Below are 21,346 nucleotides of genomic sequence, written 5' to 3'. Positions count from 1 at the left end.
GCCCACCGCCCAAGCGCCCTCGATGCCGAGCGCGCCGACCGCGTACACCGCTCAGGCCGGCGGCACCAAGGCCCCGTTCCCGCGGCGCGTCTGGCGCGGCCGCCCCGAGGACCCCCGCTGGGCGCGCCCCGCGTTCCTCGCGCTGCTGCTGGTCACCGGGCTGCTCTACCTGTGGAACCTCAGCGCATCCGGATACGCCAACTCCTTCTACTCCGCCGCCGTCCAGGCCGGCAGCCAGAGCTGGAAGGCCTTCTTCTTCGGCTCGCTCGACGCGGCCAACGCCATCACCGTCGACAAGCCCCCGGCCGCCCTGTGGCCGATGGCGCTCTCCGTCCGCCTCTTCGGCCTCAGCTCGTGGGCGATCCTCGTTCCCGAGGTGCTGATGGGCGTGGCCACGGTCGGCGTCCTGTACGCGGCTGTACGCAGGCGCTTCAGCGCCGCCGCCGGTCTGATCGCGGGCGCCGTGCTCGCGCTCACCCCGGTCGCCGCGCTGATGTTCCGCTTCAACAACCCGGACGCGCTGCTCGCCCTCCTGATGACCGTCACGGTCTACTGCGTGCTGCGCGCCCTGGAGGACGGCCGCACCAAGTGGCTCGTCTGGGCGGGCGCCGCCGTCGGCTTCGCCTTCCTGACCAAGACCCTGCAGGCGTTCCTGATCCTTCCGGCGCTGGCCGCGCTGTACGCGGTGTGCGCGCCGGTGAAGCTGAGGAAGCGCATCGGCCAGCTGCTGCTGTCCGGCCTGGTGATGGTCGTCGCGGGCGGCTGGTGGGTCGCGATCGTCGAGCTGTGGCCCGCGTCCTCACGGCCGTACATCGGCGGCTCGCAGAACAACTCCTTCCTGGAGCTGACCTTCGGCTACAACGGGCTCGGCCGTATCAACGGCAACGAGACCGGCAGCGTCGGCGGCGGTGGCGGCCAGGGCGGCGGCCAGTGGGGCGAGACCGGCATCGACCGGATGTTCAACTCCGAGATCGGCGGCCAGATCTCCTGGCTGCTGCCTGCCGCACTGATCCTCCTCGTCGCGGGCGTCGCGCTCACCTGGAGGGCGAAGAGGACGGACGCCACCCGAGCCGCGTTCCTGGCCTGGGGCGGCTCGCTGCTGATGACCGGCCTGATCTTCAGCTTCATGGCCGGCATCTTCCACCAGTACTACACGGTGGCCCTCGCGCCCTACATCGCGGCGCTGATCGGCATGGGCTCGACGGTGCTGTGGGAGGAACGCACGAAGAAGTGGGCGTCGTTCGCCCTGGCGGGCGCGGTGGCGGCGACGGCGATCTGGTCGTACGTCCTGCTGAACCGCACCGCGGACTACCTGCCGTGGCTGAAGTGGTTCGTGCTCGTCGGCGGTCTCGTGGCCGCGCTCGGCCTGCTGGTCGCGGCGCGCCTCGGCCGGCAGCTGGCGCTCGCCGCGGTGGGCCTCGGCCTGGTGACGTCGCTCGCCGGACCGACCGCGTACACGATCAGCACGCTCCAGGAGGGCCACACGGGCTCCATCGTCACCGCCGGTCCGGCGGGCGCGAGCATGATGGGCGGCCCGGGCGGCGGCCGCGGCGGTGGTCCCGGCGGCGGCACGCAGCCGCCTGGCCAGAACGGCCAGAACGGCCAGAACAGCCAGAACGGCCAGAACGGCCAGACGGGCCAGCAGGGTCAGGGCCAGCAGCAGGGCGGCGGCACGGGAGGCCAGTTCCCGGGCGGCGGCACGGGCCAGCCCCCGACCGGCCAGCAGGGCCAGAACGGCCAGGCGCAGGGCCAGGGCCAGCAGCAGGGCGGCATGCCCGGCGGCGGCACCATGGGCGAAGGCGGCATGGGCGCCGGTGGGATGGGCGGCCTGCTCAACGGCGCGAACGTCGGCTCCGAGGCCAAGGCGCTGCTCGAGAAGAACGCCGGTGACTACACCTGGGTCGCCGCGGCCATCGGCGCCCAGAACGCCGCCAGCTACCAGCTCGCCACGGGCGACCCGGTCATGGCGATCGGCGGCTTCAACGGCAGCGACCCGTCCCCGACGCTCGCCCAGTTCCAGCAGTACGTCGAGGACGGGAAGATCCACTACTTCATCGCGGGCGGCATGGGCGGCGGAGGCGGCGGCAACGGCACCGCGTCCCAGATCAGCTCGTGGGTGGAGGAGAACTTCACGACGGTGACCGTGGGCAGCGCCACCTTCTACGACCTGACCCAGCCCAAGAGCTGATCAGCGTCCGCGCCGCATCGACAGATCGGCGACGACGGGGCGGTGGTCCGAGGCGAGCGTCTCGGCCACCGCCCCGCCTCGTACCCGGACTCCGTCGCCGACCGCCACGTAGTCGATCCGCTTCACGGGATTCAGCGCGGGGAAGGTGAGACCGGCCGGCGCGGAGTCGGTCAGGTCCTCCCACAACGGCGCGAGTTCGGGCGCGGCCGGCTCGGCGTTGAAGTCACCCAGCAACACCTGCCGCGGGCAGCGGCCGTGCCCGTCGCAGTCCTCGGCCATGATCCTCCGGGTGTCGGCGACCTGGGCGGCACGGACGGACGGATCGGGCCGGTAGTCGAGATGCGTCACGTAGACGTGCACGGGAACGCCCTTGACGCGCAGCACCACTTCGGGAAATCCAGGCGCCGGTGCGGGCACCGGGTCCGGATCCTGCGTCGACAGCCGGGTGATCTCGTGGTTCTCGGCATCCGCGATCGGATACCGCGACAGCACCGCGAGCCCGTACTCGCGCCGGGGCGCGCCCTCGGCAGGCGGATCCAGGCTGTATATGGGCGCGAAATACGCGTACATCCCCAGCCGCGCCGCCAGCTCGCCGGCCAGATCGCGCCATCCGCTGCGCGCGCCCCAGTGCACGTCGACCTCCTGCAGGCCGATGACGTCGGCGTCCAGCGCACGCAGCGCCGCCTCCTGACGGTCGAGATCGAAGACGTTGTCCATGCCCGCTCCGGCATGGATGTTGTACGAGACGACGCGCAGCGGCACTTCACGGCTGCCTTCGTCGGCGTGGGCGGGCGGTGCCGCGAGGGCGCCCAGGAGCCCGGCTGCCAGGGCCAGTTGAACCGTACGACGCGTTGACATGGCCTCTCCAGATGTCGGAAGCGCGCAGAACGGTACTCCTCAACCGCCTTGTACGCGGCGGACATCGGGACATCACGGCGTACGCCCCTGCGCCGGCCGGTGCAACCAACTCCCTCCTCCGGGATGCGGGGACGCGGGCGGAGGGGGCGAAGTACGCGGCTGACCCGCATAGCATCGAGAAGGGGCGGACCAGCCGATTCCGGTCCGCCCGGCAGATCCATGAGCTCTCAGGAAGGTGCCGCCATGGTGAGGGCAGCCGACCGGACTGGGCGTCCGGCGCGGACCAGCGTCTGGCTGGAGGGCAAGAGGCCCCGCGGCGCCGCGGCGGCCTCCCGGGGCACCGCGCCGAGGGGGAGCGGCCAGCCGTCCGGTCTCGACCGGGACCGCATCATCCAGGCCACGGTCCGGCTGCTCGACGCGGAGGGGCTCCCCAAGTTCTCCATGCGCCGGCTCGCCGCGGAACTCGATGTCACGGCGATGTCGCTCTACTGGTACGTGGACACCAAGGACGACATCCTCGAGCTCGCCCTCGACGCGGCCTTCGGCGAACTACGGCTGCCCGAGCCGGAATCCGGCGCGGACTGGCGCGACCAGCTGCGCGAACTCGCCAAGGGATACAGGGACTTGCTCGTCCGCCATCCCTGGGTCTCCCCCCTGGCGGGGACGTTCCTCAACATCGGGCCGCACTATCTCGACTTCCTGCTCACGGTGCAGCGGGTCGTGCGCCGCACGGGGCTGCCTCCGGAGGCGCTCGGCGGGGCGATCTCCGCGGTCTTCCAGTTCGTGTACGGCTTCGGGACGATCGAGGGGCACTTCGTGCGGCGGTGTGCCGCGGCCGGGATGAGCCAGGACGAGTACGTGCGGGAGGCCATGGCCAGGGTCGAGGGGACTCCCGCACTCGCCGAGCTCGTCCGGGAGTCCGGGGACCTCATGGCGGCCCGGGCGGGGGCGACGGTCGAGGAGACGCGGGAGCGGGACTTCTCGTTCGCGCTGGATCTGCTCGTTGCGGGGATCGAGGCGAGGGTCGCTGACGCGTAGGTCCCGTATGTCCGGGCTGGACTACGGTCGGTACGGCCCCGACCCAGCCACCGGCAGGTGGCGCACCAGCCGACGACGACCCGCTACTCCGGCGGAGCCACCCGCGCCGGGAAGCCCCCCGTAGCCACCGGCCCCCACCGCTCCGGAGTGATCCGGATGATGGACTTCCCCTGCTTGATCATCGCCGCGCGGTACTCGTCCCAGTCGGGATGCTCCCCCGCGATGTTCCTGTAGTACTCGACGAGCGGCTCGACCGAGTCCGGTGTGTCGATGACCTCGGCGGTTCCGTCGATCTGGACCCAGGGCCCATTCCAGTCGTCGCTCAGCACAAGAATCGTCACGCGCCCGTCCCGCTTCGCGTTCCGCGTCTTGGCGCGTTCCGGGTACGTGGAGACGACGATCCGCCCCGAGTCGTCGACGCCGCAGGTGAGGGGCGAGCCCTGGGGTCCGCCGTCGGCCCGCCGGGTCAGGAGGATGGCCCGGTGCCGGGGCCGTACGAAGTCCAGCAGCTCTTCCAGAGAGACTTTGGTGTTCGTAGCGATGTTGGGTGCCATAGCGGGCACCCTACGCCGCGCACCCCCGACACGGCCGCGTACACCTACGCCGACTCCTACGCCTGCGGGAGTGCGTCGCCCTGGACGGCCTGGATGTCGAGTTCGACCTTCAGTGTGGTGCCGATCGCGGCGATCCCGGCCTGGACGACCTGGTTGTAGTTCATGGCGAAGTCTTCGCGGTGGAGTTCGGTGGTGGCGCGGAAGGCGGCGCGGACGCCGCCCCAGGGGTCGGGTCCGGTGCCGAGGTAGGCGAGGTCGAGGTCGACGGGGCGTACGACGCCGTGCAGGCCGAGTTCGCCGTGGACGGTCCAGCGGTCGGACCCGGCGGGGGTCAGGCCGGTGGAGCGGTAGGTGATCTCGGGGTAGCGCTCGATGTCCAGGAAGTCGGGGCTCCTGAGGTGCCCGTCGCGCATGTCGTTGCCGGTGCTGATCGAGGCGGCGCGGATGACGGCCTCGACGCGGGACTTCTCCACGTCCTGGGCGATCTCGATGCGTCCGGAGAAGTCGGTGAAGCGGCCGTGCACGCTGGAGATGCCCAGGTGCTGTGCGACCGCCCCGACGGAGGAGTGGGCGGGGTCGATGGACCAGGGCCCGGGCGGCGGCAGCTCGGTACCGCCCTGACGGGCCAGGACGACATTGCCGATCTCCGCACGGCCGGTGGCCGTGACGATGGCGGTGGATGCGGTGGGTGCGTAGCCGACGGCGGTGACGATCACCGTGTACGGACCGGGCGCGAGGGGCGTCGCGTCCCGGACGGCACCCTCGCTGTCGGTCCCGGTGCGCAGCACCTGCGTTCCGGTCATGTCGGTCACCGTGACCACCGCGTGGGGCACGGCCCAGCCGTCCCGCGTCCGAATGCGTGCGCTGAGCGCCATGCGTTTTCTCTCCTTGCGTGGTTGGGGGGATTTCCCCCCGTGCCGTACCAGGGCGGAACCCGCCGTCGTGGTGGTGTGCCCACCACAAACGACGCATCCGCCGACAGCACCCTGGCCTCCGGCCGGGCCGCAAGGGCCGTCCCCTGCCCACTGCGACCCGGCCGGAGGCCTCCGTACCGGTCGCGCAGGGCGCGCCTCCGCTCAAAGAACGCGCCCTGGCGACCGGGCCTGCTACTCGCCCGGGTGGGCGAGTTCGATGTCGTGGCCGTCGACGCCGCGTCCGCTCACCGAGAGCCCGGTGGCCACCGGCGGGTAGCCCGTCGCGATGACGGTGTACTCGCCGGCGTCCAGGTCGGTGAAGGCGTACGCCCCGTCCGACCCGGTCGTCGCCGTGCCGACCACGTTGCCCGCGGCGTCCACCAGCGTGACGCGCGCGTCGGCCAGCGGACCGCTCGCGGCCCGTACGGTGCCCTGCACCCGGGCACCGGCGTGGAGGGCGACCTCGATCCGGGTGACCCCGGTGCCGCCGACCTCGACGGGGAGGGCCAGCGGACGGTGTCCCGCCGCGTTGACGGCGACGGTCACCTGACCGGGTACCAGCTCGGCGAAGTCGAATTCGCCGTGCTCGCCGGTGAGGCCGGTTGCCAGGACGTCGCCGCGGACATCGGTCACGATGACCATCGCGCCGGTGACCGGCGTCCCGCCGTCGGCGGACCGCACCACGCCGCTGAGGCCGCTCGTGCCGCTCAGCAGGATGTCGTACGCCAGGGGCTCGTCGTTGACGGTGATCGTCGAGGCCTGCGGCTGGAAGCCGTCGGCGGAGGCGATCAGGACGTAAGAGCCCGCGCCCGGCGCGTCGAGTGCGTACGCGCCGTCGGCCTGTGCGACGGAGCGGCCGAGCTGACGTCCCGCGAGGGAGATCAGCGTCACCGCGGCCCGTGCCACGGGCACGCTCTCGGCGCCCCGGACGTGACCCCGTACCGGAATCCCGCCACCGGCGGACCCGGCCGCGAAGTCACCCTGGGCCGTCGCGACGGTGGCCATCGCGGCCAGCCGCTGCGTGCCATCGGGGCCGGCCTCCGTCTGCGAGGCGGCGACGGCCCAGCTCGGCACCTTCTCCTCCGGGGCCGCGGCGGCCGCGGCGGTGACGGGGGCGTCGGCGGTCACGGAGGCGCCGGCGGCCTGCGCCGGGACGGCACCCGGCTCCTGCGCGGCGGCCTGCTGCAGCGCGCCCGCCGTCTTCAGCGGGACCTCCTTGATGAACAGGGTGACCAGGAAGGCGAGGAAGGCGATCGGCGCGGAGTAGAGGAAGACGTCGGCGATGCCGTGCCCGTAGGCGCTCTCCAGCCAGGTCCGGATCGGGCCGGGCAGCAGGTCCATGTCGGGGATGCCGCCGCCCAGGGCCTTGCCGGCCTCCAGCTGCTGCTTCGGGCTCAGCTCGGAGATCGTGTCCGTGGCGTAGTGGGAGATACGGCTGGACATCACGGAGCCGAGCGCCGAGACACCGACCGCACCGCCCAGCGAGCGGAAGAAGGTGACGACGGAGCTGGCCGCGCCGAGGTCCTGCGGGGCGACCTGGTTCTGCGTGCACAGCACCAGGTTCTGCATCATCATGCCGATGCCGAGACCCATGATCGCCATGAACACGGCGACGTGCCAGTACTCGGTGTCGTACCGAAGAGTGCCCAGCAGACCCAGACCCGCCGTCACCAGCGCACCGCCGGCGACCAGCCAGGCCTTCCACTTGCCGGTCTTGGTGATGATCTGGCCGGACACGGTCGAGGAGACGAACAGGCCCGCGATCATCGGGATCGTCATGACGCCGGACATCGTCGGCGACTTGTCGCGCGCCAGCTGGAAGTACTGGCTGAAGTACACGGTGCCGGCGAACATCGCGACACCGACGAACAGCGAGGCCAGCGAGGCCAGCGTGATGGTGCGGTTGCGGAACAGCCGCAGCGGGATGATCGGCTCGCTCGCCTTGGCCTCGACGAGCAGGAAGATCAGCGTCAGGACGATCGCGCCGCCGACCATCGCGTACGTCTGCCAGGACAGCCACTCGTACTTGTCGTCGGCGAAGGTCACCCAGAGCAGCAGCAGGGAGACCGCGGCGGTGATGAAGAAGGCGCCGGCCCAGTCGACCTTGACCTTCCGCTTGGTCACCGGCAGCTTCAGGGTCTTCTGCAGCACGAAGACAGCGATCAGTGCGAACGGCACACCGATGAAGAGGCAGTAGCGCCAGCCGAGCCAGTCGGTGTCGGTGATCACGCCGCCGAGCAGCGGGCCGCCGACGGTGGCGACGGCGAAGACCGCGCCCAGGTAGCCGGAGTACCGGCCGCGCTCACGCGGGGAGATCATCGCGGCCATGATGATCTGGGCCAGGGCGGCCAGACCGCCGGCGCCGAGACCCTGGATCACACGCGCGGTGATCAGCATGCCCGGGTTCTGCGAGAGACCGGCGACGATCGAGCCCACGATGTAGATGGAGAGGCCTATCTGGATCAGGGCCTTCTTGCTCATCAGGTCGGCGAGCTTGCCCCACAGGGGCGTCGAGGCCGTCATCGCCAGCAGCTGCGCGGTCACGACCCAGGTGTAGGCGCTCTGACCGCCGCCGAGATCGGTGATGATCTCGGGCAGGGCGTTGGAGACGACGGTCGACGAGAGGATGGCGGCGAACATGCCGAGCATCAGCCCGGACAGCGCCTCCATGATCTGCCGGTGCGACATGGGGGCGCCGCTCTCGGCGTCCGCCCCGTGCTTGGCATGGCTGCCCCGCACACCGGCCGGTGTGGATGTTGCCATGGACTTCCTTTTCTTACTTCTGCGCGGGCTTGTCACGCGGGTGTACGGGTGGTCACTTCCGTGGGATCTGCGGCGTAGCCGAGGCGCGGTGTCGCGCGGCAGTCACCGAAGCTGTCGCGCAGCCGCGCGAGCAGGGCGTTGAGCTGGTCGACTTCGTCGTCGGACCAGTCCGCCAAGTAGTGAGCGAGGGCATGGACGGCGCCCTCGTTGAGCTCCGCCAGCTTGTTCCGGCCGGCGGGCGTGAGCTTCACGATCCGTGAGCGTTTGTCCGCGGGGTCGGGGGACCTGTCGATCCAGCCCCGATCCGCTACATGGGCGACGTGCCGGCTCGTCACCGACATGTCGATCGCGAGCAGTTCCGCCAGTCGGCTCATCCGCATCTCGCCCTCGCGGTCGAGCACGAGGAGAACGGCGGCGGAGCCGCCAGGACAGTCGTGCGGGAGCACGCGCCCGAGGCCGCGCTTGATGGCGCCGATGGCGCTGAGTCGCCGGGCCAGCTCTTCGTACTGCCGCTGCGTGGCCATCACACTCCCGTTTGTTGCTTAGGGCAACCATAATCCCGGTTGGTTGCTACAGGCAAATTAAAACGGGCGTACGGGATTAAAGACCTGGAAAAGCAACAGTGGGGAAAGGTAAAACAACTACTCAGTGCCCGAGTTGGGCGGGAAGAGCCCGTTCCGGGCCCACAGGACAAGGGGGGGTGCCCCTGATGAGGGGCACCCTCCCTTGCGCGTACTTACGGGCGAGCCTGCGCTTCCGTCCCTATGCGGCTCCACCGCACGGCCGCCGGCTCATCATCAACACGTGACCACCGTGACGCCGCCGACAGCGACGACGCGGGGGATGCACCCGTAGCCGTAGAAGCCGGGGTTGTAGAACCCGAGGTTGTTCCCGTAGAAGCCGAGATTGCCGAAGCCGAGATTGCCGAACCGGCATCCGTACGGGTCGCGGCCGCACCAGCCGCCGTTGATGAAGGAAGGCTGCGTCTGGACCGGGGATGCGGTCGGTGCCGAGGTCTGGGGTGCCGCGCTCGCGGCAGGTACCGCTACTGACAGCGCGAGCACCGAGGCCAAGCACGATGCACCTATGAGACCGGAGATGCGCCGCCGGACAGTTCTGGCCATAGTGAGTCCTCACATGGTGGGTGTTGCCGCGTTCCGCGGTCGTCCCCGAGCGGACTTGGGTGAATGGGCCTGGACACCGAGGGTCCCGTCCCATGACAACAGGCTCCGCCCGTCCCGGAGGTCTCGCAACATCACTCTGCGTGACGGTCTCACTCTGGGTGGCGGTGCGACCACGTACCCGGCACTTGGGCAGCCCGCACGCATTCGCTAGGGTCCTGCCCCATGGCACACAACCCCCACGCCCCGCAGGGCCCCGAGGGCAACTACGACCCCGCGGGCAGCACACAGATGTTCCGCGCCTTCGTCGACGAGGGTGCCCCGCAGCCGGGCCGCCAGGCCGCCGCTCCCGCCGGCCCGCGGATCGGCCTGATCGTGGGCGTGGTCGTCGCCGTGGCGATCGTGGCCGCCGTCGCCTGGCTCGCGCTGTCGTAGAGCCGCGGCTTCTGCTGCCGTAAGTCCGCAGCCCCGGCTGCTTCCCCTACTTCCACTCCACGGAGACGTCCTGCGTCTCGATGTGCATGCCCAGCGGTACCCGCCAGGCGTCCACGCACACCGTCCAGGTCTTCTTCTCCGTCTCGCCGGCTTCGATCGGCGCGGGGAGTTTCCGCGTCGACTCGATCGTCGCCCAGTCCACGCCGAGTGCGCCGATGACGTGCGTGCCGAAGGTCACCGTGCCCGAACGCACGGGTGAGCCCCCGGAGTTGTGGAAGGCGACGGTCACCTTCTCGCACCACCGCTCGTCCGCGGGCGCCCGCTGCACGTCCCCGATGTCGAGGACCGCGGGTCCCAACGGTGTGCCGGAGCCGGAGCCGGAGCCGGGGCTGGACGGCGTGCTCGATCCTCCGCTGCCGCCGGTCGAACCGCCCACCGTGCCGGAGGAGGATCCGCCCGAGGAACTCCCGTTCGTACGGCTGGAGTCGGCGCCGTCCTCGCCCGGGCCGCCGTCACCGCCGCCGGACGCGCCGGAGCCTCCTGTGCCGCCGTCCGAGGACGCCGAGCCGGTCGCCGGGCTGCCTCCCGGGCCCGGGGTGCCCGCGTTCTCCGATGTGCCGGGCTGTGCGCCGTCCGCCGAGGGGCTGCTGGAACCGCCGTCGTCGAGCGGCACCAGTTCCACGTCGCCCGTCGGCGCCACGCCCTTGCCGGGGGGTCTCTCGGGGGTGGCGGCGGCCGCACCGACCGCCACGTAGCCGTCATCGGCACCGTCTCCGCCGGCGCAGGCGGCCAGCAGGACGCCCAGGCAGACGACAGCCGCCGAGGCGCCGGCCAGGGCGCCTCGGCGGCTGCGCTGAGGATTCGGGGTCTGCTCCCGGGTGAAACACTGCCAAGCGTTTCGCATCGCGTCAGTGTGTCTGACGATGCGTCAAATAGGAACCTCCCGGAGCGGATCTACGACCGGACTCGGACCGGACTCGGAGCGGGACTCGGACCGGACCTCGACGAGGGTCGCCTACTCCGCGATCAGGCCGTCCCTCAGCTGCGCCAGCGTCCGGGTCAGCAGGCGGGAGACGTGCATCTGCGAGATGCCGACCTCCTCGCCGATCTGGGACTGCGTCATGTTGGCGAAGAAGCGGAGCATGATGATGCGGCGCTCACGCGGCGGCAGCTTGGCCAGCAGCGGCTTGAGCGATTCGCGGTACTCCACGCCCTCCAGCGCGCTGTCCTCGTACCCGAGGCGGTCGGCGAGCGAGCCCTCTCCGCCGTCGTCCTCGGGGGCCGGGGAGTCGAGCGAGGAGGCCGTGTACGCGTTACCGACGGCCAGGCCGTCGACCACGTCCTCCTCGGAGACGCCGAGTACGGCGGCGAGTTCCGGCACGGTCGGGGAGCGGTCGAGCTTCTGGGAGAGCTCGTCGCTTGCCTTGGTCAGGGCGAGCCGCAGCTCCTGGAGCCTGCGCGGCACGCGGACCGACCACGAGGTGTCGCGGAAGAACCGCTTGATCTCGCCGACGACGGTCGGCATCGCGAACGTCGGGAACTCCACGCCGCGCTCGCAGTCGAACCGGTCGATGGCCTTGATCAGGCCGATCGTGCCGACCTGGACGATGTCCTCCATCGGCTCGTTGCGGCTGCGGAAGCGCGCCGCCGCATACCGCACGAGGGGGAGGTTCAGTTCGATGAGGGTGTCTCGGACGTAGGCGCGCTCCGGGCTGTTCTCGTCGAGTGCGGCCAGCCGCAGGAACAGGGAGCGGGACAGGGTGCGTGTGTCGATGGCTTCGGAGCTGTGGAGGTCCTGAAGCGCGTCGGGCTCGGTCTCGCTCCTGCTGAGCGTGAGCACCTTCGAGCTGCCCTGGTCTGCGGACATGCCACCCCCTTGAGGTCGCTGATGGTCGCGGCCGGCGATCCGGTCGAGGAACGCAGCCTCCACCTGAATACCGGAGGCTGAGCCCCGGCAAACGCGGTTCCAGCAGAATGTCACATGTCGGCAACACGCTGTAGTGACATGTCGACATGTACGGGGTGAATCGGTGCAGGAAAAGATGGGTTCGGCGGGATTTCGGTGGTCGCTCTGTCGGAAACTGCGCCCCTGAGTGGACCACTCCTGGCGGTTACGAATCGATTCGATTTGCGGATCGCAGGCGCGCGAAACTTCGGGCGAGGAGCCTTGACACATGCATCTGCGAGACACCCAGCTCGGCGCTGATCTGCGACTGGGTCAGATTGCTGTAGTACCGGAGCAGAAGGATCCGCTGTTCGCGCTCCGGCAGCTGGACGAGCAGGTGGCGGACGAGATCGCGGTGTTCTACACCGTCGAGCGCCGGGTCCTCGTAGCCGAGCCGGTCGAGCAGTCCGGGCAGCCCGTCGCCCTCCTGGGCCGCCTCGAGCGAGGTGGCGTGGTATGAGCGGCCGGCCTCGATGCAGGCCAGGACCTCGTCCTCGGAGATCCGTAGGCGTTCGGCGATCTCGGCGGTGGTCGGTGAGCGCCCGAACGCCGTCGTGAGGTCCTCGGCCGCGCTGTTCACCTGCACCCACAGCTCGTGCAGCCGGCGCGGTACGTGGACCGTGCGGACGTTGTCGCGGAAGTACCGTTTGATCTCGCCGACGACGGTGGGCATCGCGAAGGTCGGGAACTGCACGCCCCGGTCCGGGTCGAACCGGTCGATGGCGTTGATCAGGCCGATCGTGCCGACCTGGACGACGTCCTCCATCGGCTCGTTACGGCTGCGGAAGCGGGCGGCCGCGTACCGGACCAGCGGCAGGTTCGCCTCGATGAGCGCGCTGCGTACCCGGGTGTGCTCGGACGTGCCGGGTTCGAGCTCCTTGAGCTCGGCGAAGAGCACCTGGGTGAGGGCGCGTGTGTCGGCGCCCCGGCGCTTCTCGGGTGCTGCGCCCTCCGGCGGTGCGGACGATGCCCCCTCCGGCGGTGGGGACGGTGCCCCCTCCGGCGGTGGCGACGGCGGTGCCTCCCTGCCCGGGCGAAGCCGAGAGCCTGGGGGAGCATCCTGGGGCGGCGGGGCTTGAGGCGCGGTACTGGCCGACACGGTCAACGCCACCCCTTCACTGCGTTTCGAAAGGCTGTTCCACTCGTCCGTCAAAAGCGGTCATAGCATCACAAGACATGTGCACTGTGTGCAAGCACCGCATAACGCCGTGTTGAAGGCGAGTTGGGCTGCGAAAACGCCGTCGTCCCGCACCGGAAGCGGTGGTGGGGAGGGGCTCTGCCGTGCGGCCTGCTCAGAACTCGTAGTCGGCGATCACCCAGGTGGCGAACTCTCGCCACAGGGCGACGCCCGCCTGGTGGGCCGGATGCTCGAGGTAGCGCTTCAGGGCGTCGGTGTCGTCGACCGCCGAGTTGATGGCGAAGTCGTATGCGATCGGGCGGTCGGTGATGTTCCAGTCGCACTCCCAGAACCTCAGTTCCGGGATCTGCTCGCCGAGGGCCTTGAAGGCCTTCACGCCCTCGACGACGCGCGGGTCGTCGCGATCGACGCCGTCGTTGAGCTTGAAAAGGACCAGATGGCGGATCACGGGGACTCCTTGCTGGGGAACGGCTCGGGGATACGGTCCGCCCCGGCCCCCGTCAGCTCTTGCCGCCGTTGGCGATCCACGTCATGAAGTCGCCGATGGCATGGGCGGCGCTCGAAATGCCCTCGAAGCCTATCTGGACGTAGTCGGCGGCCTTGGCGGGGTCCGTGATGATCACAAAGGCCACGAAGACGATCGCGGCGAAGAGCCCGATCTTTTTCGCCTGCACCACGCTCTGACCTCCCTGCCTGCTGTGCTTCGGTCCGGCCGCTGTGGCCGGCGGTGAGTGTAACCCGGCCGTGTGACGGCCAAGGTCGTGCCGGAGCGCCTACGTCGCGGTGCACCCGCCCGGAGATAAGGGACCAACGGCCCGGCGGTAGGGGTCCTTTGCCTGTCCGTACCGGGTGGCCGGACGCGCAGGATGGAGGAGAGCCCGGCGGATCTGGCAGGAGTCCGCGGGGCAGGGACGGGCCCCGCTGCGGGGTCCGCGCCGCGGGACCTCCCCTGGACCGTGGCGTGGACATGGGGCCTGCCTCGTCGGGGGGAGCGGCTGGTCCCCATGGGCCGCTCCCCCCGCCCCGATGGGATGGGCACCCCCGGCGTCTGCACGGCGCCGGGGGTCTTCTGTATGCACGGCGCCGGGGGTCTTCTGCGCGGCCTAGGACCTGCCGCCTAGGCCCTGCGGCCCATACCGTTCCGTCCCCCCTCCGACGCGGACGCCCAGCCTCCGCGGATACGGTCGACGGCATGTCTCACACGACCGCACCGGCGACCTCCCCCGCCTCATCCCCCTCATCTCGCAGCACCGTCGACGTCTTCAGCGAGTCACCGCGGCTCGATCTCGACGCGTATCTCGCGCGTATCGGCTGGTCGGGACAGGGCGAGGCGAGCGTGGAGATGCTGCGGTCGGTACACCGGGCTCATGTGCACGGCATCCCGTTCGAGAACGTCGAGCCCGTCCTCGGCTCCGCTCCCTCCCTCGCGCTCGCCGACCTCCAGGCCAAGCTGGTCCGCAGCCGCCGCGGCGGCTACTGCTTCGAGCACAACACCCTCTTCGCCGCCGTCCTCGAAGCGCTCGGCTTCGGCGTCACCCGCCTCGCCGCACGCGTCCGCGTCGGCGCGCAGGGCGCCGTCCGCCCGCGCACGCACATGCTTCTCCTGGTCGACGTACCGGGCGCATCCCGGCAGTACCTCGCCGACGTCGGCTTCGGCAGCATCGGCGGCCTGCTCGAGGCCATTCCGCTGACGGCCGGCACCGAGGTCCACGACGGCGGCCGCAGGCACCGGCTGGTCCGGGAGCCGCATCACGGCCTGGAGGACCTGTGGGTGCTGCAGGCGTTCCAGGGCGGCGCGTGGTCCGACCAGTACGCCTTCAGCCGGGAGCCGTTCGAGCCGGCCGACTACGAGGTGATCAACTGGCACGTGGCGACCAATCCCCGCTCGCCCTTCCAGCACACCCTCTACGCCCAGCGCACCACACCCGACACCCACCTCGCCCTCGCCGGACGCGCCCTGGTGATCATGCGGGCCGACGGCACACGCGAGGAGCGGGAACTGGCGGACTCGGCCGAGCTGCGCCAGGTGCTGGACACCGACTTCGGCATCGAACTGCCGGAGGGTGCGCGGCTGGAAGCCGGACACTGAGACGGAGCAACGCGAAGGGCCCGGTCCAATCGGACCGGGCCCTTCGTCTACCAGCGGTAGCGGAGGGATTTGAACCCTCGGTGACTTGCGCCACACTCGCTTTCGAGGCGAGCTCCTTCGGCCGCTCGGACACGCTACCGAGGGAGATCCTAGCCCAAGGTTGGCCGTGGTCCGAAATCCGTTTCCCGGGGACTGCGGCCGCCGGTCCTCGGCGCCCGCGTCAGCGCTCGCGGAAGAAGTCCGTCAGCAGGCGCGCGCACGCGTCGTCGAGTACGCCGCCGATCACCTCCGGACGGTGGTTGAGCCGCCGGTCGCGTACGACGTCCCAGAGCGAGCCCGCCGCGCCCGCCTTCTCGTCGCGGGCGCCGTAGACCACGCGGTCCACGCGGGACTGCACGATCGCGCCCGCGCACATCGTGCACGGCTCCAGCGTCACGACCAGCGTGCAGTCCGTCAGCCGCCACCGGCCGAGCTTCGCCGCGGCGCGCCGGATCGCCAGGATCTCGGCGTGCGCCGTCGGATCGCCCGTCGCCTCGCGCTCGTTGTGCCCGGTGGCGAGCAGTGCGCCGTCCGCGCACAGCACGACGGCGCCGACGGGCACGTCACCGCCCCGGACGGCCAGTGCGGCCTCGTCCAGGGCGAGCTGCATCGCCGCCCGCCAGCGGTCGCGTACCGGATCGAGCTGCTGATCCTTCGACTGGTCCTTCTGGTCCTTCGCTGTGCTCACCCGCGGAACCTACCCGCCGCCCGCCCGGAACGCCGGACGGGCCTAGCGGACCGTCTCCAGTACCTCCGATGCCCCGAGGACCTCGGCGATCTCGTTCAGGGCGTCGCCGCCGTCCAGGGCGAGCAGTTCCTTCTCGTCGACGCCGAGGTCGGCCAGGATCTCGGTGTCGCCGATGGGGCCCGAGGGCACGGTGTCGGCGGCCTCGGCGGGCTCGTCGTCGTCCTCGGACTCGTCGGCCTCGGGCTCGCCCTCCTCGGTGCCGTCGAGGTCGAGTGCGTCCAGGACGTCATCGGCGTCGGGGTCCCGGCCGAGCAGTTCGTCGGTGAGCAGGATCTCGCCGTACGAGCTGCGGGCGGCGGCGGCCGCGTCCGAGACGTAGATACGAGGGTCCTCCTCGCCGTCCACGCGGACGACGCCGAACCACGCGTCCTCCTGCTCGATGAGCACGAGCACCGTGTCCTCGTCGACGGAGGCGTCACGGGCCAGGTCGGTCAGATCCGACAGGGTCTCCACATCGTCGAGCTCTGTGTCGCTCGCTTCCCACCCGTCTTCGGTGCGCGCGAGCAGTGCGGCGAAGTACACCGTGACTCTCCCACTGGTCCTAGGCGTGCCGGTTGGGGGTCCCCCCGGCGGAGGTTGAGGGCGGGGAGTGCAGTTCAAGCCCCGCCCAATCGGAATCGTGGCAGAAACCCGGCGTTCAGGAGAGGTCTTCCGCCCGCTGTGTCCCGCCTTGTTGTCACTGGATGGGCCTTTGGGGGGCACTGGCACCGATCCCACGGCACCTGGCGCTACGCCGGTCGGCAGCAGGCGCTACGCCGGTCGTGGAGGTGCGGCTACCAGCGGAACGTACGCATGCGCATCGCCTGGCGCATCCGTGCGGCCCGGGCGCGGCGCGGCTGGACACGGGCGCGCAGCTCCCGCGCCTCCTTGAGGTCGCGAAGGAACTGCGCACGGCGCCTCCTGCGTTCGGCGTCGCTCTCCCGCTGTTCCGCGTCCCGCTCCCGGTCCGGCATCGTCCCCACCACCCCAGTCCGTCCTTCCCACTTTCCCTCCGCCGGCCCGTTCGATGCCAGAGCAGGCGGGAGGTCCGGCCGTCGCGATGCCGGAGCGGGGCGGGTGCGGGCCCGGTTACTGTTGTGGACATGCGTCTCCACGTCGTCGACCACCCCCTGGTCGCCCACAAGCTCACCACCCTGCGCGACCAGCGCACGGACTCCCCGACCTTCCGGCGCCTCGCCGACGAGCTGGTCACCCTCCTCGCGTACGAGGCCACCCGGGACGTGCGTACCGAGCAGGTCGACATCACGACGCCCGTGACCGCGACCACCGGGGTCAAGCTGTCCCACCCGCGGCCGCTCGTCGTGCCGATCCTGCGGGCGGGCCTGGGCATGCTCGACGGCATGGTGCGGCTGCTGCCGACGGCCGAGGTCGGGTTCCTCGGGATGATCCGCAACGAGGAGACGCTGCAGGCGTCGACGTACGCCACGCGGATGCCCGAGGACCTGTCCGGGCGCCAGGTGTACGTCCTGGACCCGATGCTGGCCACCGGCGGCACCCTCGTCGCGGCGATCCAGGAGCTGATCAAGCGCGGCGCCGACGACGTGACGGCCGTGGTGCTGCTGGCCGCGCCGGAGGGCGTCGAGGTGATGGAGCGCGAGCTCGCGGGCACGCCGGTGACGGTGGTGACCGCGTCGGTCGACGAGCGCCTCAATGAGAACGGCTACATCGTGCCGGGGCTGGGCGACGCGGGGGACCGGATGTACGGGGCTGCCGAGTAGCGGTCAGCCGTCAGGCGGGCGGTCGGTCAGGCGTCAGACGGTCGGCCGGTCAGCCCATCAGGCGGTCGGCCGACCGGGAGGACGCGCCTGGGCGGCCGCGCTGGGCAGGGCGGCGCGGGAGGCGGTCGTCAGCACTTCCGGTTCGGCGTCAGCACTTCCCGTTCGACGTCAGCACTTCGGGTTCGACGTCAGCACTTGCCGTTCGTAGCGGAAGGCGCCGGGGAGGGGTCGGCCAGCGCGGCAAGGGCCTGCTCGGCGTCCTGCTTCTTCGCCAGTTCCTTGAAGCCCGTACCGATGATCAGATCGACGTCGGCGCCCTTGCGCGTGTCGGTCTGCCGCTCGGCACCGGCCAGCTGCGTGGCGAGCACCGGGAGGGCGGTGTCGGCGGCGGATTCCGAGCCGAGCAGCACTCCTGGGCCCTTGACCTTCTTGTCGTACGCCTTCGTCGCGTTGCCCACCTTGCCGATGGTGAAGCCGCGCGCCTTGAGCTCATCGGCGGTCTTCTTGGCGAGGCCGCTCCGGGGCGTGGCGTTGAGGACGTTGACCGTGATCTGAGCCGGTTTCGGCAGGGGTCCCGTCCTCTTCGCGGACGGCGTCGCCGTGGGCGTGCAGTGGCGGCCGGAACCCGCGGCGCTGGCCTCGCCTCGGCCCGAGAAGACGTCGATGAGCTGCAGCGTTCCCCAGCCGATCAGAGCGATCGCGGCGGCGGATGACACGGCCGCGAGCACGATCCTGCGACGCCGGCCCCGCCGGCGCATACGCGGATACTTGTCCCCCTTGATCCGGTACTGCCCGCCCATGCCGGGGGGAGTGAGCATGCTCATGAGCGCAGAGTAGTGCGGCTGGGCTGGGATTCCTACTAAATGATCATTGACTCGCGTCCGGTGCAACCCGAAAGGGTCAATGCGCGCCGGTGTCCGGGCGCGCGTGTCCGGCCGGCCCTGAGCGGGATGCGGGCCGGAGCGGGGCCGGTATCAGTCAGCCGGTGTCAGTCCAGCTCGAGGACGCGGGCGTGCAGCACCTGGCGCTGCTGGAGGGCGGCCCGGACGGCGCGGTGCAGGCCGTCCTCGAGGTAGAGGTCGCCCTGCCACTTCACGACGTGCGCGAACAGGTCGCCGTAGAAGGTCGAGTCCTCGGCGAGCAGCGTCTCGAGGTCCAGCTGGCCCTTGGTCGTCACGAGCTGATCGAGGCGGACCGGGCGCGGCGCGACATCCGCCCACTGCCGGGTGCTTTCCCGGCCGTGGTCGGGGTACGGCCGGCCGTTTCCGATGCGCTTGAAGATCACACGGAAAGCCTACCGGGCGAGGCTCATCGGGCGCAGCCTCGCAGACGGAGTGCGGCGGCGGAAAATTACGTGGTAATGCCCGCAAAACGGTAACGGCGAGCCGGGAGCCCGGTCTCAGGGGGGCGGCAGCGCCGCCGTTCGCGTCCACGCGCGTTGACCGGGACCCGCGGATGAGGGATGAGCGGAGCGGCGGAGTCCGCCCGGAAGGGTGCGTCCGATGAGGCTGTGGGGCGCCGCCATGGGAAGGGCGCGGTGACGGTGCCGCCATGGGCGGGACCGCGGCGACGGCGCCACCGTGGCAGGACCGCGGCGCGAGCGGGCGGGCCGCCGCGGCATGGGTTGGCGCACTCGCGGCCCCACGGGTGGGCACTCTCCAGCCCCGCGCCCGTACGCCATGCGGGCGGTTCTCGGCGTCCCCCCGGTGCGTCGCCGTCGTCCCCGGGGACATGACGTCCTATGAGCACCACCGGCTCCTGTGCCCGACGCCGTATGCGCCGGTGCGCCTGGGGGAGGGTGATCGTGCTGCTGGCGCTGCTCGTCGGTACGTCCGTCGCGCTGACCGACCGCGCCGGGGCCGACGCCCCGCTCCCGCTCGTGGCCGTCACCGGCGAGACCGGCGGTGAGTTCGCCCACGACCCGCCCGAGTCCGCCCTCCGGCTGCCCACCCGGCATCCCGTCCGTCTGCCGGACGCCCCCTCCGCGACCGGGACAGGAGAGGTCCGTACCCGGCCGTGGCCCTTTCGCGCGCCCGCAGCGGCGCACGCACCCTCCTCGTACGTGTCGCGCTGCATCGTCCTGCGCTGCTGAGCGGGCACGGTCGCGCAGACCCGATTCCGCACCTGCCGGCAGTGAACGCAGAGAACGACGAGCAGAAGGAAGCACACTCATGGCCCACGATCCCTACGCAGCCCTGCAGGCACTTGTGCGTGCCGAGGCTCTGCGCACCTCGCACCCCGAGCAGCGGCCGGCCGACCCGGAACGCACGGCCGATCCCGAACACCCCAGGGAACAGCAGCCCGACGAACGTGACCGCGGCTGACGCGGCGCACTGAGTCACGGCCCGGAACCGTGGGGGTTCCGGGCCGTGGCTCACTTCGCGGCCTTGGCCGCCTTCGCGGCGGCCTTCATCTCCTGCTTGTGCGCGCGGACCTTCGCCAGCGAGTCCGGGCCCGTGATGTCGGCGACGGAGCGATGGGAGCCCGCCTCGCCGTACGGGCCCGCGGCCTCCCGCCAGCCCTCGGGTTGTACACCGAGTTGCTTGCCCAGCAGGGCGAGGAAGATCTGGGCCTTCTGCTTGCCGAAGCCGGGCAGGTCGGTGAGGCGCCCGAGGAGTTCCCTGCCGCTGTCCACACCGTCCCAGACGGCGCTCGCATCGCCGTCGTAGTGCTCGACGAGGTACTGGCACAGCTGCTGGATGCGCTTGGCCATCGAACCCGGGTAGCGGTGCACGGCAGGCTTCGCGGAGAGGAGCCCGGCGAACGCCTCGGGGTCCTGCGCCGCGATCTCGTGCGCGTCGAGATCGTCCACGCCCATGCGCTGGACGATCGTGTACGGCCCGGCGAACGCCCACTCCATGGGGATCTGCTGGTCAAGGAGCATTCCCACGAGTGCGGCCAGCGGACTGCGGCCGAGCAGTTCGTCCGCCTCGGGCTGCTGGGCGAGGTGAAGGGTGACATCCATGTCCCGATGATCGCTCGCCCGCGTGCGCGGCGCAGCACACGGGCGTACGGCGTGACGCGGTGGGGTCGTACGGCGGGGTCCTACGGCGGTGGCCTTCACGAACACTCCGCCAGGCGGTCACATACTCCGCCAGGCGGCCACATACCCCAAGGGGTATATCCTCGGGGCGGGCTCCCTACGGACCACACGCGAACTCGAAGGATGGATGACAGCCGACATGAATGCTCCCCTCGCCATCGACGTCACTCAGGCCCATGCCCGGTTGCACGAGCTGACGGTGATCGACGTCCGCACGGCGGGCGAGTTCGCGTCGGGGCATCTGCCCGGAGCGCTCAACATCCCCCTCGACCAGCTGTCGCGGGCGCTGCCGGCGATCAAGGAGGCCGCGGAGGGCGGCGAGATCCTGGTGGTCTGCGCCTCGGGTGCCCGTTCCGAGAACGCCTGCACCACGCTGGCGGGGCACGGCGTGACCGCCGCGACGCTGACCGGAGGGACCATTGCCTGGGCCGAGGGCGGCCATGAACTGCACCGGCCGGAGGACAAGCCGCGCGCCGTATGGGGCATGGAGCGGCAGGTCCGCTTCACCGCCGGCACCATCGTCCTGATCGGCCTGCTCCTCGGCCTGCTCCACCCGGCCTGGCAGCTGCTGTCCGCCGGCATCGCGTGCGGCCTGATCTTCTCGGCGCTCACGAACACCTGCGGTATGGCCGCCGTTCTCGCCAAGCTTCCCCACAACCGTCCCCGCCCGGGAGATCTCGACGACGCCCTGGCGGCTCTGCGTCAGCGCGGCGCGCAGCGGGCCGGCTGACGGCGGGAGCTCCCATGTACTCACC

Annotated in this window: 25 protein-coding genes and 1 tRNA gene; 8 read left to right on the top strand and 18 right to left on the bottom strand. The window is 70.9% G+C overall.

The annotated features are described in order from the left end of the window. The first annotated feature begins 22 nt into the window (after positions 1-22). The gene (locus tag STSP_RS08030) at positions 23-2,188 is read left to right on the top strand and encodes a mannosyltransferase YkcB-related protein (protein WP_067274127.1); all 2,166 of its coding nucleotides are present in this window, start codon (positions 23-25) and stop codon (positions 2,186-2,188) included. On the opposite strand, the gene STSP_RS08025 is transcribed toward STSP_RS08030, so the two are convergent. After that, the gene (locus STSP_RS08025) at positions 2,189-3,046 is read right to left on the bottom strand and encodes an endonuclease/exonuclease/phosphatase family protein (protein ID WP_067273978.1); all 858 of its coding nucleotides are present in this window, start codon (positions 3,044-3,046) and stop codon (positions 2,189-2,191) included. Between the two features lie 243 nt (positions 3,047-3,289). Between STSP_RS08025 and STSP_RS08020 the strand changes: the two genes are divergently transcribed. Next, entirely contained in the window at positions 3,290-4,084 is a 795-nt protein-coding gene (locus STSP_RS08020) for a TetR/AcrR family transcriptional regulator (protein ID WP_067273976.1), read from the top strand. 83 nt (positions 4,085-4,167) lie between these two features. Here STSP_RS08020 and STSP_RS08015 read toward each other — a convergent pair whose 3' ends face one another. The 5 genes from STSP_RS08015 to STSP_RS07995 all read right to left on the bottom strand — a co-directional run bounded on the left by STSP_RS08015 (position 4,168) and on the right by STSP_RS07995 (position 9,388). After that, positions 4,168-4,638: a PPOX class F420-dependent oxidoreductase gene (locus STSP_RS08015; protein WP_067273974.1), complete on the bottom strand. Its 471-nt coding sequence runs from the start codon at positions 4,636-4,638 to the stop codon at positions 4,168-4,170. 56 nt (positions 4,639-4,694) lie between these two features. Further along, positions 4,695-5,513 (bottom strand): YceI family protein, encoded by an 819-nt coding sequence (locus STSP_RS08010; protein WP_067273971.1) that lies wholly within the window; start codon positions 5,511-5,513, stop codon positions 4,695-4,697. A 231-nt stretch (positions 5,514-5,744) separates the two neighbouring features. Further along, positions 5,745-8,315, bottom strand: coding sequence for an MFS transporter (locus STSP_RS08005; RefSeq protein WP_078066977.1), 2,571 nt, complete (start codon positions 8,313-8,315; stop codon positions 5,745-5,747). Between the two features lie 32 nt (positions 8,316-8,347). After that, a complete protein-coding gene (locus tag STSP_RS08000) occupies positions 8,348-8,839 on the bottom strand; it encodes a MarR family winged helix-turn-helix transcriptional regulator (RefSeq protein ID WP_067273968.1) in 492 nt (163 codons plus the stop codon). A 273-nt stretch (positions 8,840-9,112) separates the two neighbouring features. Next, positions 9,113-9,388 (bottom strand): hypothetical protein, encoded by a 276-nt coding sequence (locus tag STSP_RS07995; RefSeq protein ID WP_067273967.1) that lies wholly within the window; start codon positions 9,386-9,388, stop codon positions 9,113-9,115. Positions 9,389-9,661: 273 nt separating this feature from the next. On the opposite strand from STSP_RS07995, the gene STSP_RS07990 reads away from it, so the two are divergent. Continuing rightward, positions 9,662-9,871 (top strand): hypothetical protein, encoded by a 210-nt coding sequence (locus STSP_RS07990; protein WP_067273965.1) that lies wholly within the window; start codon positions 9,662-9,664, stop codon positions 9,869-9,871. Between the two features lie 46 nt (positions 9,872-9,917). Here STSP_RS07990 and STSP_RS07985 read toward each other — a convergent pair whose 3' ends face one another. The 5 genes from STSP_RS07985 to STSP_RS39520 all read right to left on the bottom strand — a co-directional run bounded on the left by STSP_RS07985 (position 9,918) and on the right by STSP_RS39520 (position 13,631). Further along, a complete protein-coding gene (locus STSP_RS07985) occupies positions 9,918-10,775 on the bottom strand; it encodes a hypothetical protein (protein ID WP_067273963.1) in 858 nt (285 codons plus the stop codon). A gap of 111 nt (positions 10,776-10,886) precedes the next feature. After that, positions 10,887-11,738 carry an RNA polymerase sigma factor SigF gene (locus STSP_RS07980; protein ID WP_067274123.1) on the bottom strand — a complete coding sequence of 284 codons (852 nt, stop codon included), beginning with the start codon at positions 11,736-11,738 and terminating at the stop codon, positions 10,887-10,889. Positions 11,739-11,982: 244 nt separating this feature from the next. Further along, entirely contained in the window at positions 11,983-12,927 is a 945-nt protein-coding gene (locus STSP_RS07975) for an RNA polymerase sigma factor SigF (RefSeq protein ID WP_078066976.1), read from the bottom strand. 181 nt (positions 12,928-13,108) lie between these two features. Next, on the bottom strand, positions 13,109-13,402 hold the full coding sequence (locus STSP_RS07970) for a Dabb family protein (RefSeq protein WP_067273957.1): 294 nt from the start codon (positions 13,400-13,402) through the stop codon (positions 13,109-13,111). Positions 13,403-13,454: 52 nt separating this feature from the next. After that, on the bottom strand, positions 13,455-13,631 hold the full coding sequence (locus STSP_RS39520) for a hypothetical protein (protein WP_198547292.1): 177 nt from the start codon (positions 13,629-13,631) through the stop codon (positions 13,455-13,457). A gap of 515 nt (positions 13,632-14,146) precedes the next feature. Between STSP_RS39520 and STSP_RS07965 the strand changes: the two genes are divergently transcribed. Further along, positions 14,147-15,043, top strand: coding sequence for an arylamine N-acetyltransferase family protein (locus STSP_RS07965; protein WP_078066975.1), 897 nt, complete (start codon positions 14,147-14,149; stop codon positions 15,041-15,043). Between the two features lie 54 nt (positions 15,044-15,097). Here the strand turns inward: STSP_RS07965 and STSP_RS07960 are convergent. The 4 genes from STSP_RS07960 to STSP_RS07945 all read right to left on the bottom strand — a co-directional run bounded on the left by STSP_RS07960 (position 15,098) and on the right by STSP_RS07945 (position 16,783). Further along, positions 15,098-15,182: transfer RNA gene (locus tag STSP_RS07960), tRNA-Ser, on the bottom strand. Positions 15,183-15,263: 81 nt separating this feature from the next. Further along, positions 15,264-15,692 (bottom strand): tRNA adenosine(34) deaminase TadA, encoded by a 429-nt coding sequence (tadA, locus tag STSP_RS07955; RefSeq protein ID WP_078066987.1) that lies wholly within the window; start codon positions 15,690-15,692, stop codon positions 15,264-15,266. Between the two features lie 120 nt (positions 15,693-15,812). Then, entirely contained in the window at positions 15,813-16,352 is a 540-nt protein-coding gene (locus STSP_RS07950) for a tRNA adenosine deaminase-associated protein (protein WP_067273952.1), read from the bottom strand. A 251-nt stretch (positions 16,353-16,603) separates the two neighbouring features. Further along, a complete protein-coding gene (locus tag STSP_RS07945) occupies positions 16,604-16,783 on the bottom strand; it encodes a hypothetical protein (protein ID WP_067274121.1) in 180 nt (59 codons plus the stop codon). A gap of 129 nt (positions 16,784-16,912) precedes the next feature. On the opposite strand from STSP_RS07945, the gene upp reads away from it, so the two are divergent. Then, positions 16,913-17,548 (top strand): uracil phosphoribosyltransferase, encoded by a 636-nt coding sequence (gene upp, locus STSP_RS07940; protein WP_067274120.1) that lies wholly within the window; start codon positions 16,913-16,915, stop codon positions 17,546-17,548. A gap of 188 nt (positions 17,549-17,736) precedes the next feature. Here upp and STSP_RS07935 read toward each other — a convergent pair whose 3' ends face one another. Together STSP_RS07935 and STSP_RS07930 are read right to left on the bottom strand one after the other, a co-directional pair. Next, the gene (locus STSP_RS07935) at positions 17,737-18,372 is read right to left on the bottom strand and encodes a LytR C-terminal domain-containing protein (protein ID WP_078066974.1); all 636 of its coding nucleotides are present in this window, start codon (positions 18,370-18,372) and stop codon (positions 17,737-17,739) included. Between the two features lie 164 nt (positions 18,373-18,536). Further along, entirely contained in the window at positions 18,537-18,833 is a 297-nt protein-coding gene (locus STSP_RS07930; protein ID WP_003999914.1) for a type II toxin-antitoxin system VapB family antitoxin, read from the bottom strand. A gap of 456 nt (positions 18,834-19,289) precedes the next feature. On the opposite strand from STSP_RS07930, the gene STSP_RS07925 reads away from it, so the two are divergent. Further along, positions 19,290-19,640 carry a hypothetical protein gene (locus tag STSP_RS07925; RefSeq protein WP_157902790.1) on the top strand — a complete coding sequence of 117 codons (351 nt, stop codon included), beginning with the start codon at positions 19,290-19,292 and terminating at the stop codon, positions 19,638-19,640. 79 nt (positions 19,641-19,719) lie between these two features. Next, positions 19,720-19,872: a hypothetical protein gene (locus tag STSP_RS39050; protein ID WP_157902789.1), complete on the top strand. Its 153-nt coding sequence runs from the start codon at positions 19,720-19,722 to the stop codon at positions 19,870-19,872. 50 nt (positions 19,873-19,922) lie between these two features. On the opposite strand, the gene STSP_RS07920 is transcribed toward STSP_RS39050, so the two are convergent. Continuing rightward, positions 19,923-20,513: an HhH-GPD-type base excision DNA repair protein gene (locus STSP_RS07920; RefSeq protein ID WP_067273945.1), complete on the bottom strand. Its 591-nt coding sequence runs from the start codon at positions 20,511-20,513 to the stop codon at positions 19,923-19,925. A 217-nt stretch (positions 20,514-20,730) separates the two neighbouring features. Here STSP_RS07920 and STSP_RS07915 point away from each other — a divergent pair, with 217 nt between their 5' ends. Beyond that, positions 20,731-21,321, top strand: a complete 591-nt coding sequence (locus tag STSP_RS07915; protein WP_067274119.1) for a rhodanese-like domain-containing protein — start codon at positions 20,731-20,733, stop codon at positions 21,319-21,321. Positions 21,322-21,346 lie beyond the last annotated feature (25 nt).

The organism is Streptomyces jeddahensis, assembly GCF_001642995.1.
Taxonomy (GTDB): domain Bacteria; phylum Actinomycetota; class Actinomycetes; order Streptomycetales; family Streptomycetaceae; genus Streptomyces; species Streptomyces jeddahensis.
The sequence above is the reverse complement of the archived record's forward strand: the minus strand, read 5'-3'. Positions and strand labels throughout refer to the sequence as shown.

Bases quoted from the DNA above. Each gene is read 5' to 3' on its own strand.
- STSP_RS07920 (WP_067273945.1), bottom strand. From the start codon at position 20,513: ATGGATGTCACCCTTCACCTCGCCCAGCAGCCCGAGGCGGACGAACTG.
- STSP_RS08030 (WP_067274127.1), top strand. From the start codon at position 23: ATGCCGAGCGCGCCGACCGCGTACACCGCTCAGGCCGGCGGCACCAAG.
- STSP_RS07915 (WP_067274119.1), top strand. From the start codon at position 20,731: ATGAATGCTCCCCTCGCCATCGACGTCACTCAGGCCCATGCCCGGTTG.
- STSP_RS07965 (WP_078066975.1), top strand. From the start codon at position 14,147: ATGTCTCACACGACCGCACCGGCGACCTCCCCCGCCTCATCCCCCTCA.
- STSP_RS07935 (WP_078066974.1), bottom strand. From the start codon at position 18,372: ATGAGCATGCTCACTCCCCCCGGCATGGGCGGGCAGTACCGGATCAAG.
- STSP_RS39050 (WP_157902789.1), top strand. From the start codon at position 19,720: ATGGCCCACGATCCCTACGCAGCCCTGCAGGCACTTGTGCGTGCCGAG.
- STSP_RS07925 (WP_157902790.1), top strand. From the start codon at position 19,290: ATGAGCACCACCGGCTCCTGTGCCCGACGCCGTATGCGCCGGTGCGCC.
- STSP_RS08000 (WP_067273968.1), bottom strand. From the start codon at position 8,839: ATGGCCACGCAGCGGCAGTACGAAGAGCTGGCCCGGCGACTCAGCGCC.
- upp (WP_067274120.1), top strand. From the start codon at position 16,913: ATGCGTCTCCACGTCGTCGACCACCCCCTGGTCGCCCACAAGCTCACC.
- STSP_RS08015 (WP_067273974.1), bottom strand. From the start codon at position 4,638: ATGGCACCCAACATCGCTACGAACACCAAAGTCTCTCTGGAAGAGCTG.
- STSP_RS07945 (WP_067274121.1), bottom strand. From the start codon at position 16,783: ATGCCGGACCGGGAGCGGGACGCGGAACAGCGGGAGAGCGACGCCGAA.
- STSP_RS07990 (WP_067273965.1), top strand. From the start codon at position 9,662: ATGGCACACAACCCCCACGCCCCGCAGGGCCCCGAGGGCAACTACGAC.
- STSP_RS08005 (WP_078066977.1), bottom strand. From the start codon at position 8,315: ATGGCAACATCCACACCGGCCGGTGTGCGGGGCAGCCATGCCAAGCAC.
- STSP_RS07980 (WP_067274123.1), bottom strand. From the start codon at position 11,738: ATGTCCGCAGACCAGGGCAGCTCGAAGGTGCTCACGCTCAGCAGGAGC.
- tadA (WP_078066987.1), bottom strand. From the start codon at position 15,692: ATGCAGCTCGCCCTGGACGAGGCCGCACTGGCCGTCCGGGGCGGTGAC.
- STSP_RS08025 (WP_067273978.1), bottom strand. From the start codon at position 3,046: ATGTCAACGCGTCGTACGGTTCAACTGGCCCTGGCAGCCGGGCTCCTG.
- STSP_RS08020 (WP_067273976.1), top strand. From the start codon at position 3,290: ATGGTGAGGGCAGCCGACCGGACTGGGCGTCCGGCGCGGACCAGCGTC.
- STSP_RS08010 (WP_067273971.1), bottom strand. From the start codon at position 5,513: ATGGCGCTCAGCGCACGCATTCGGACGCGGGACGGCTGGGCCGTGCCC.
- STSP_RS07985 (WP_067273963.1), bottom strand. From the start codon at position 10,775: ATGCGAAACGCTTGGCAGTGTTTCACCCGGGAGCAGACCCCGAATCCT.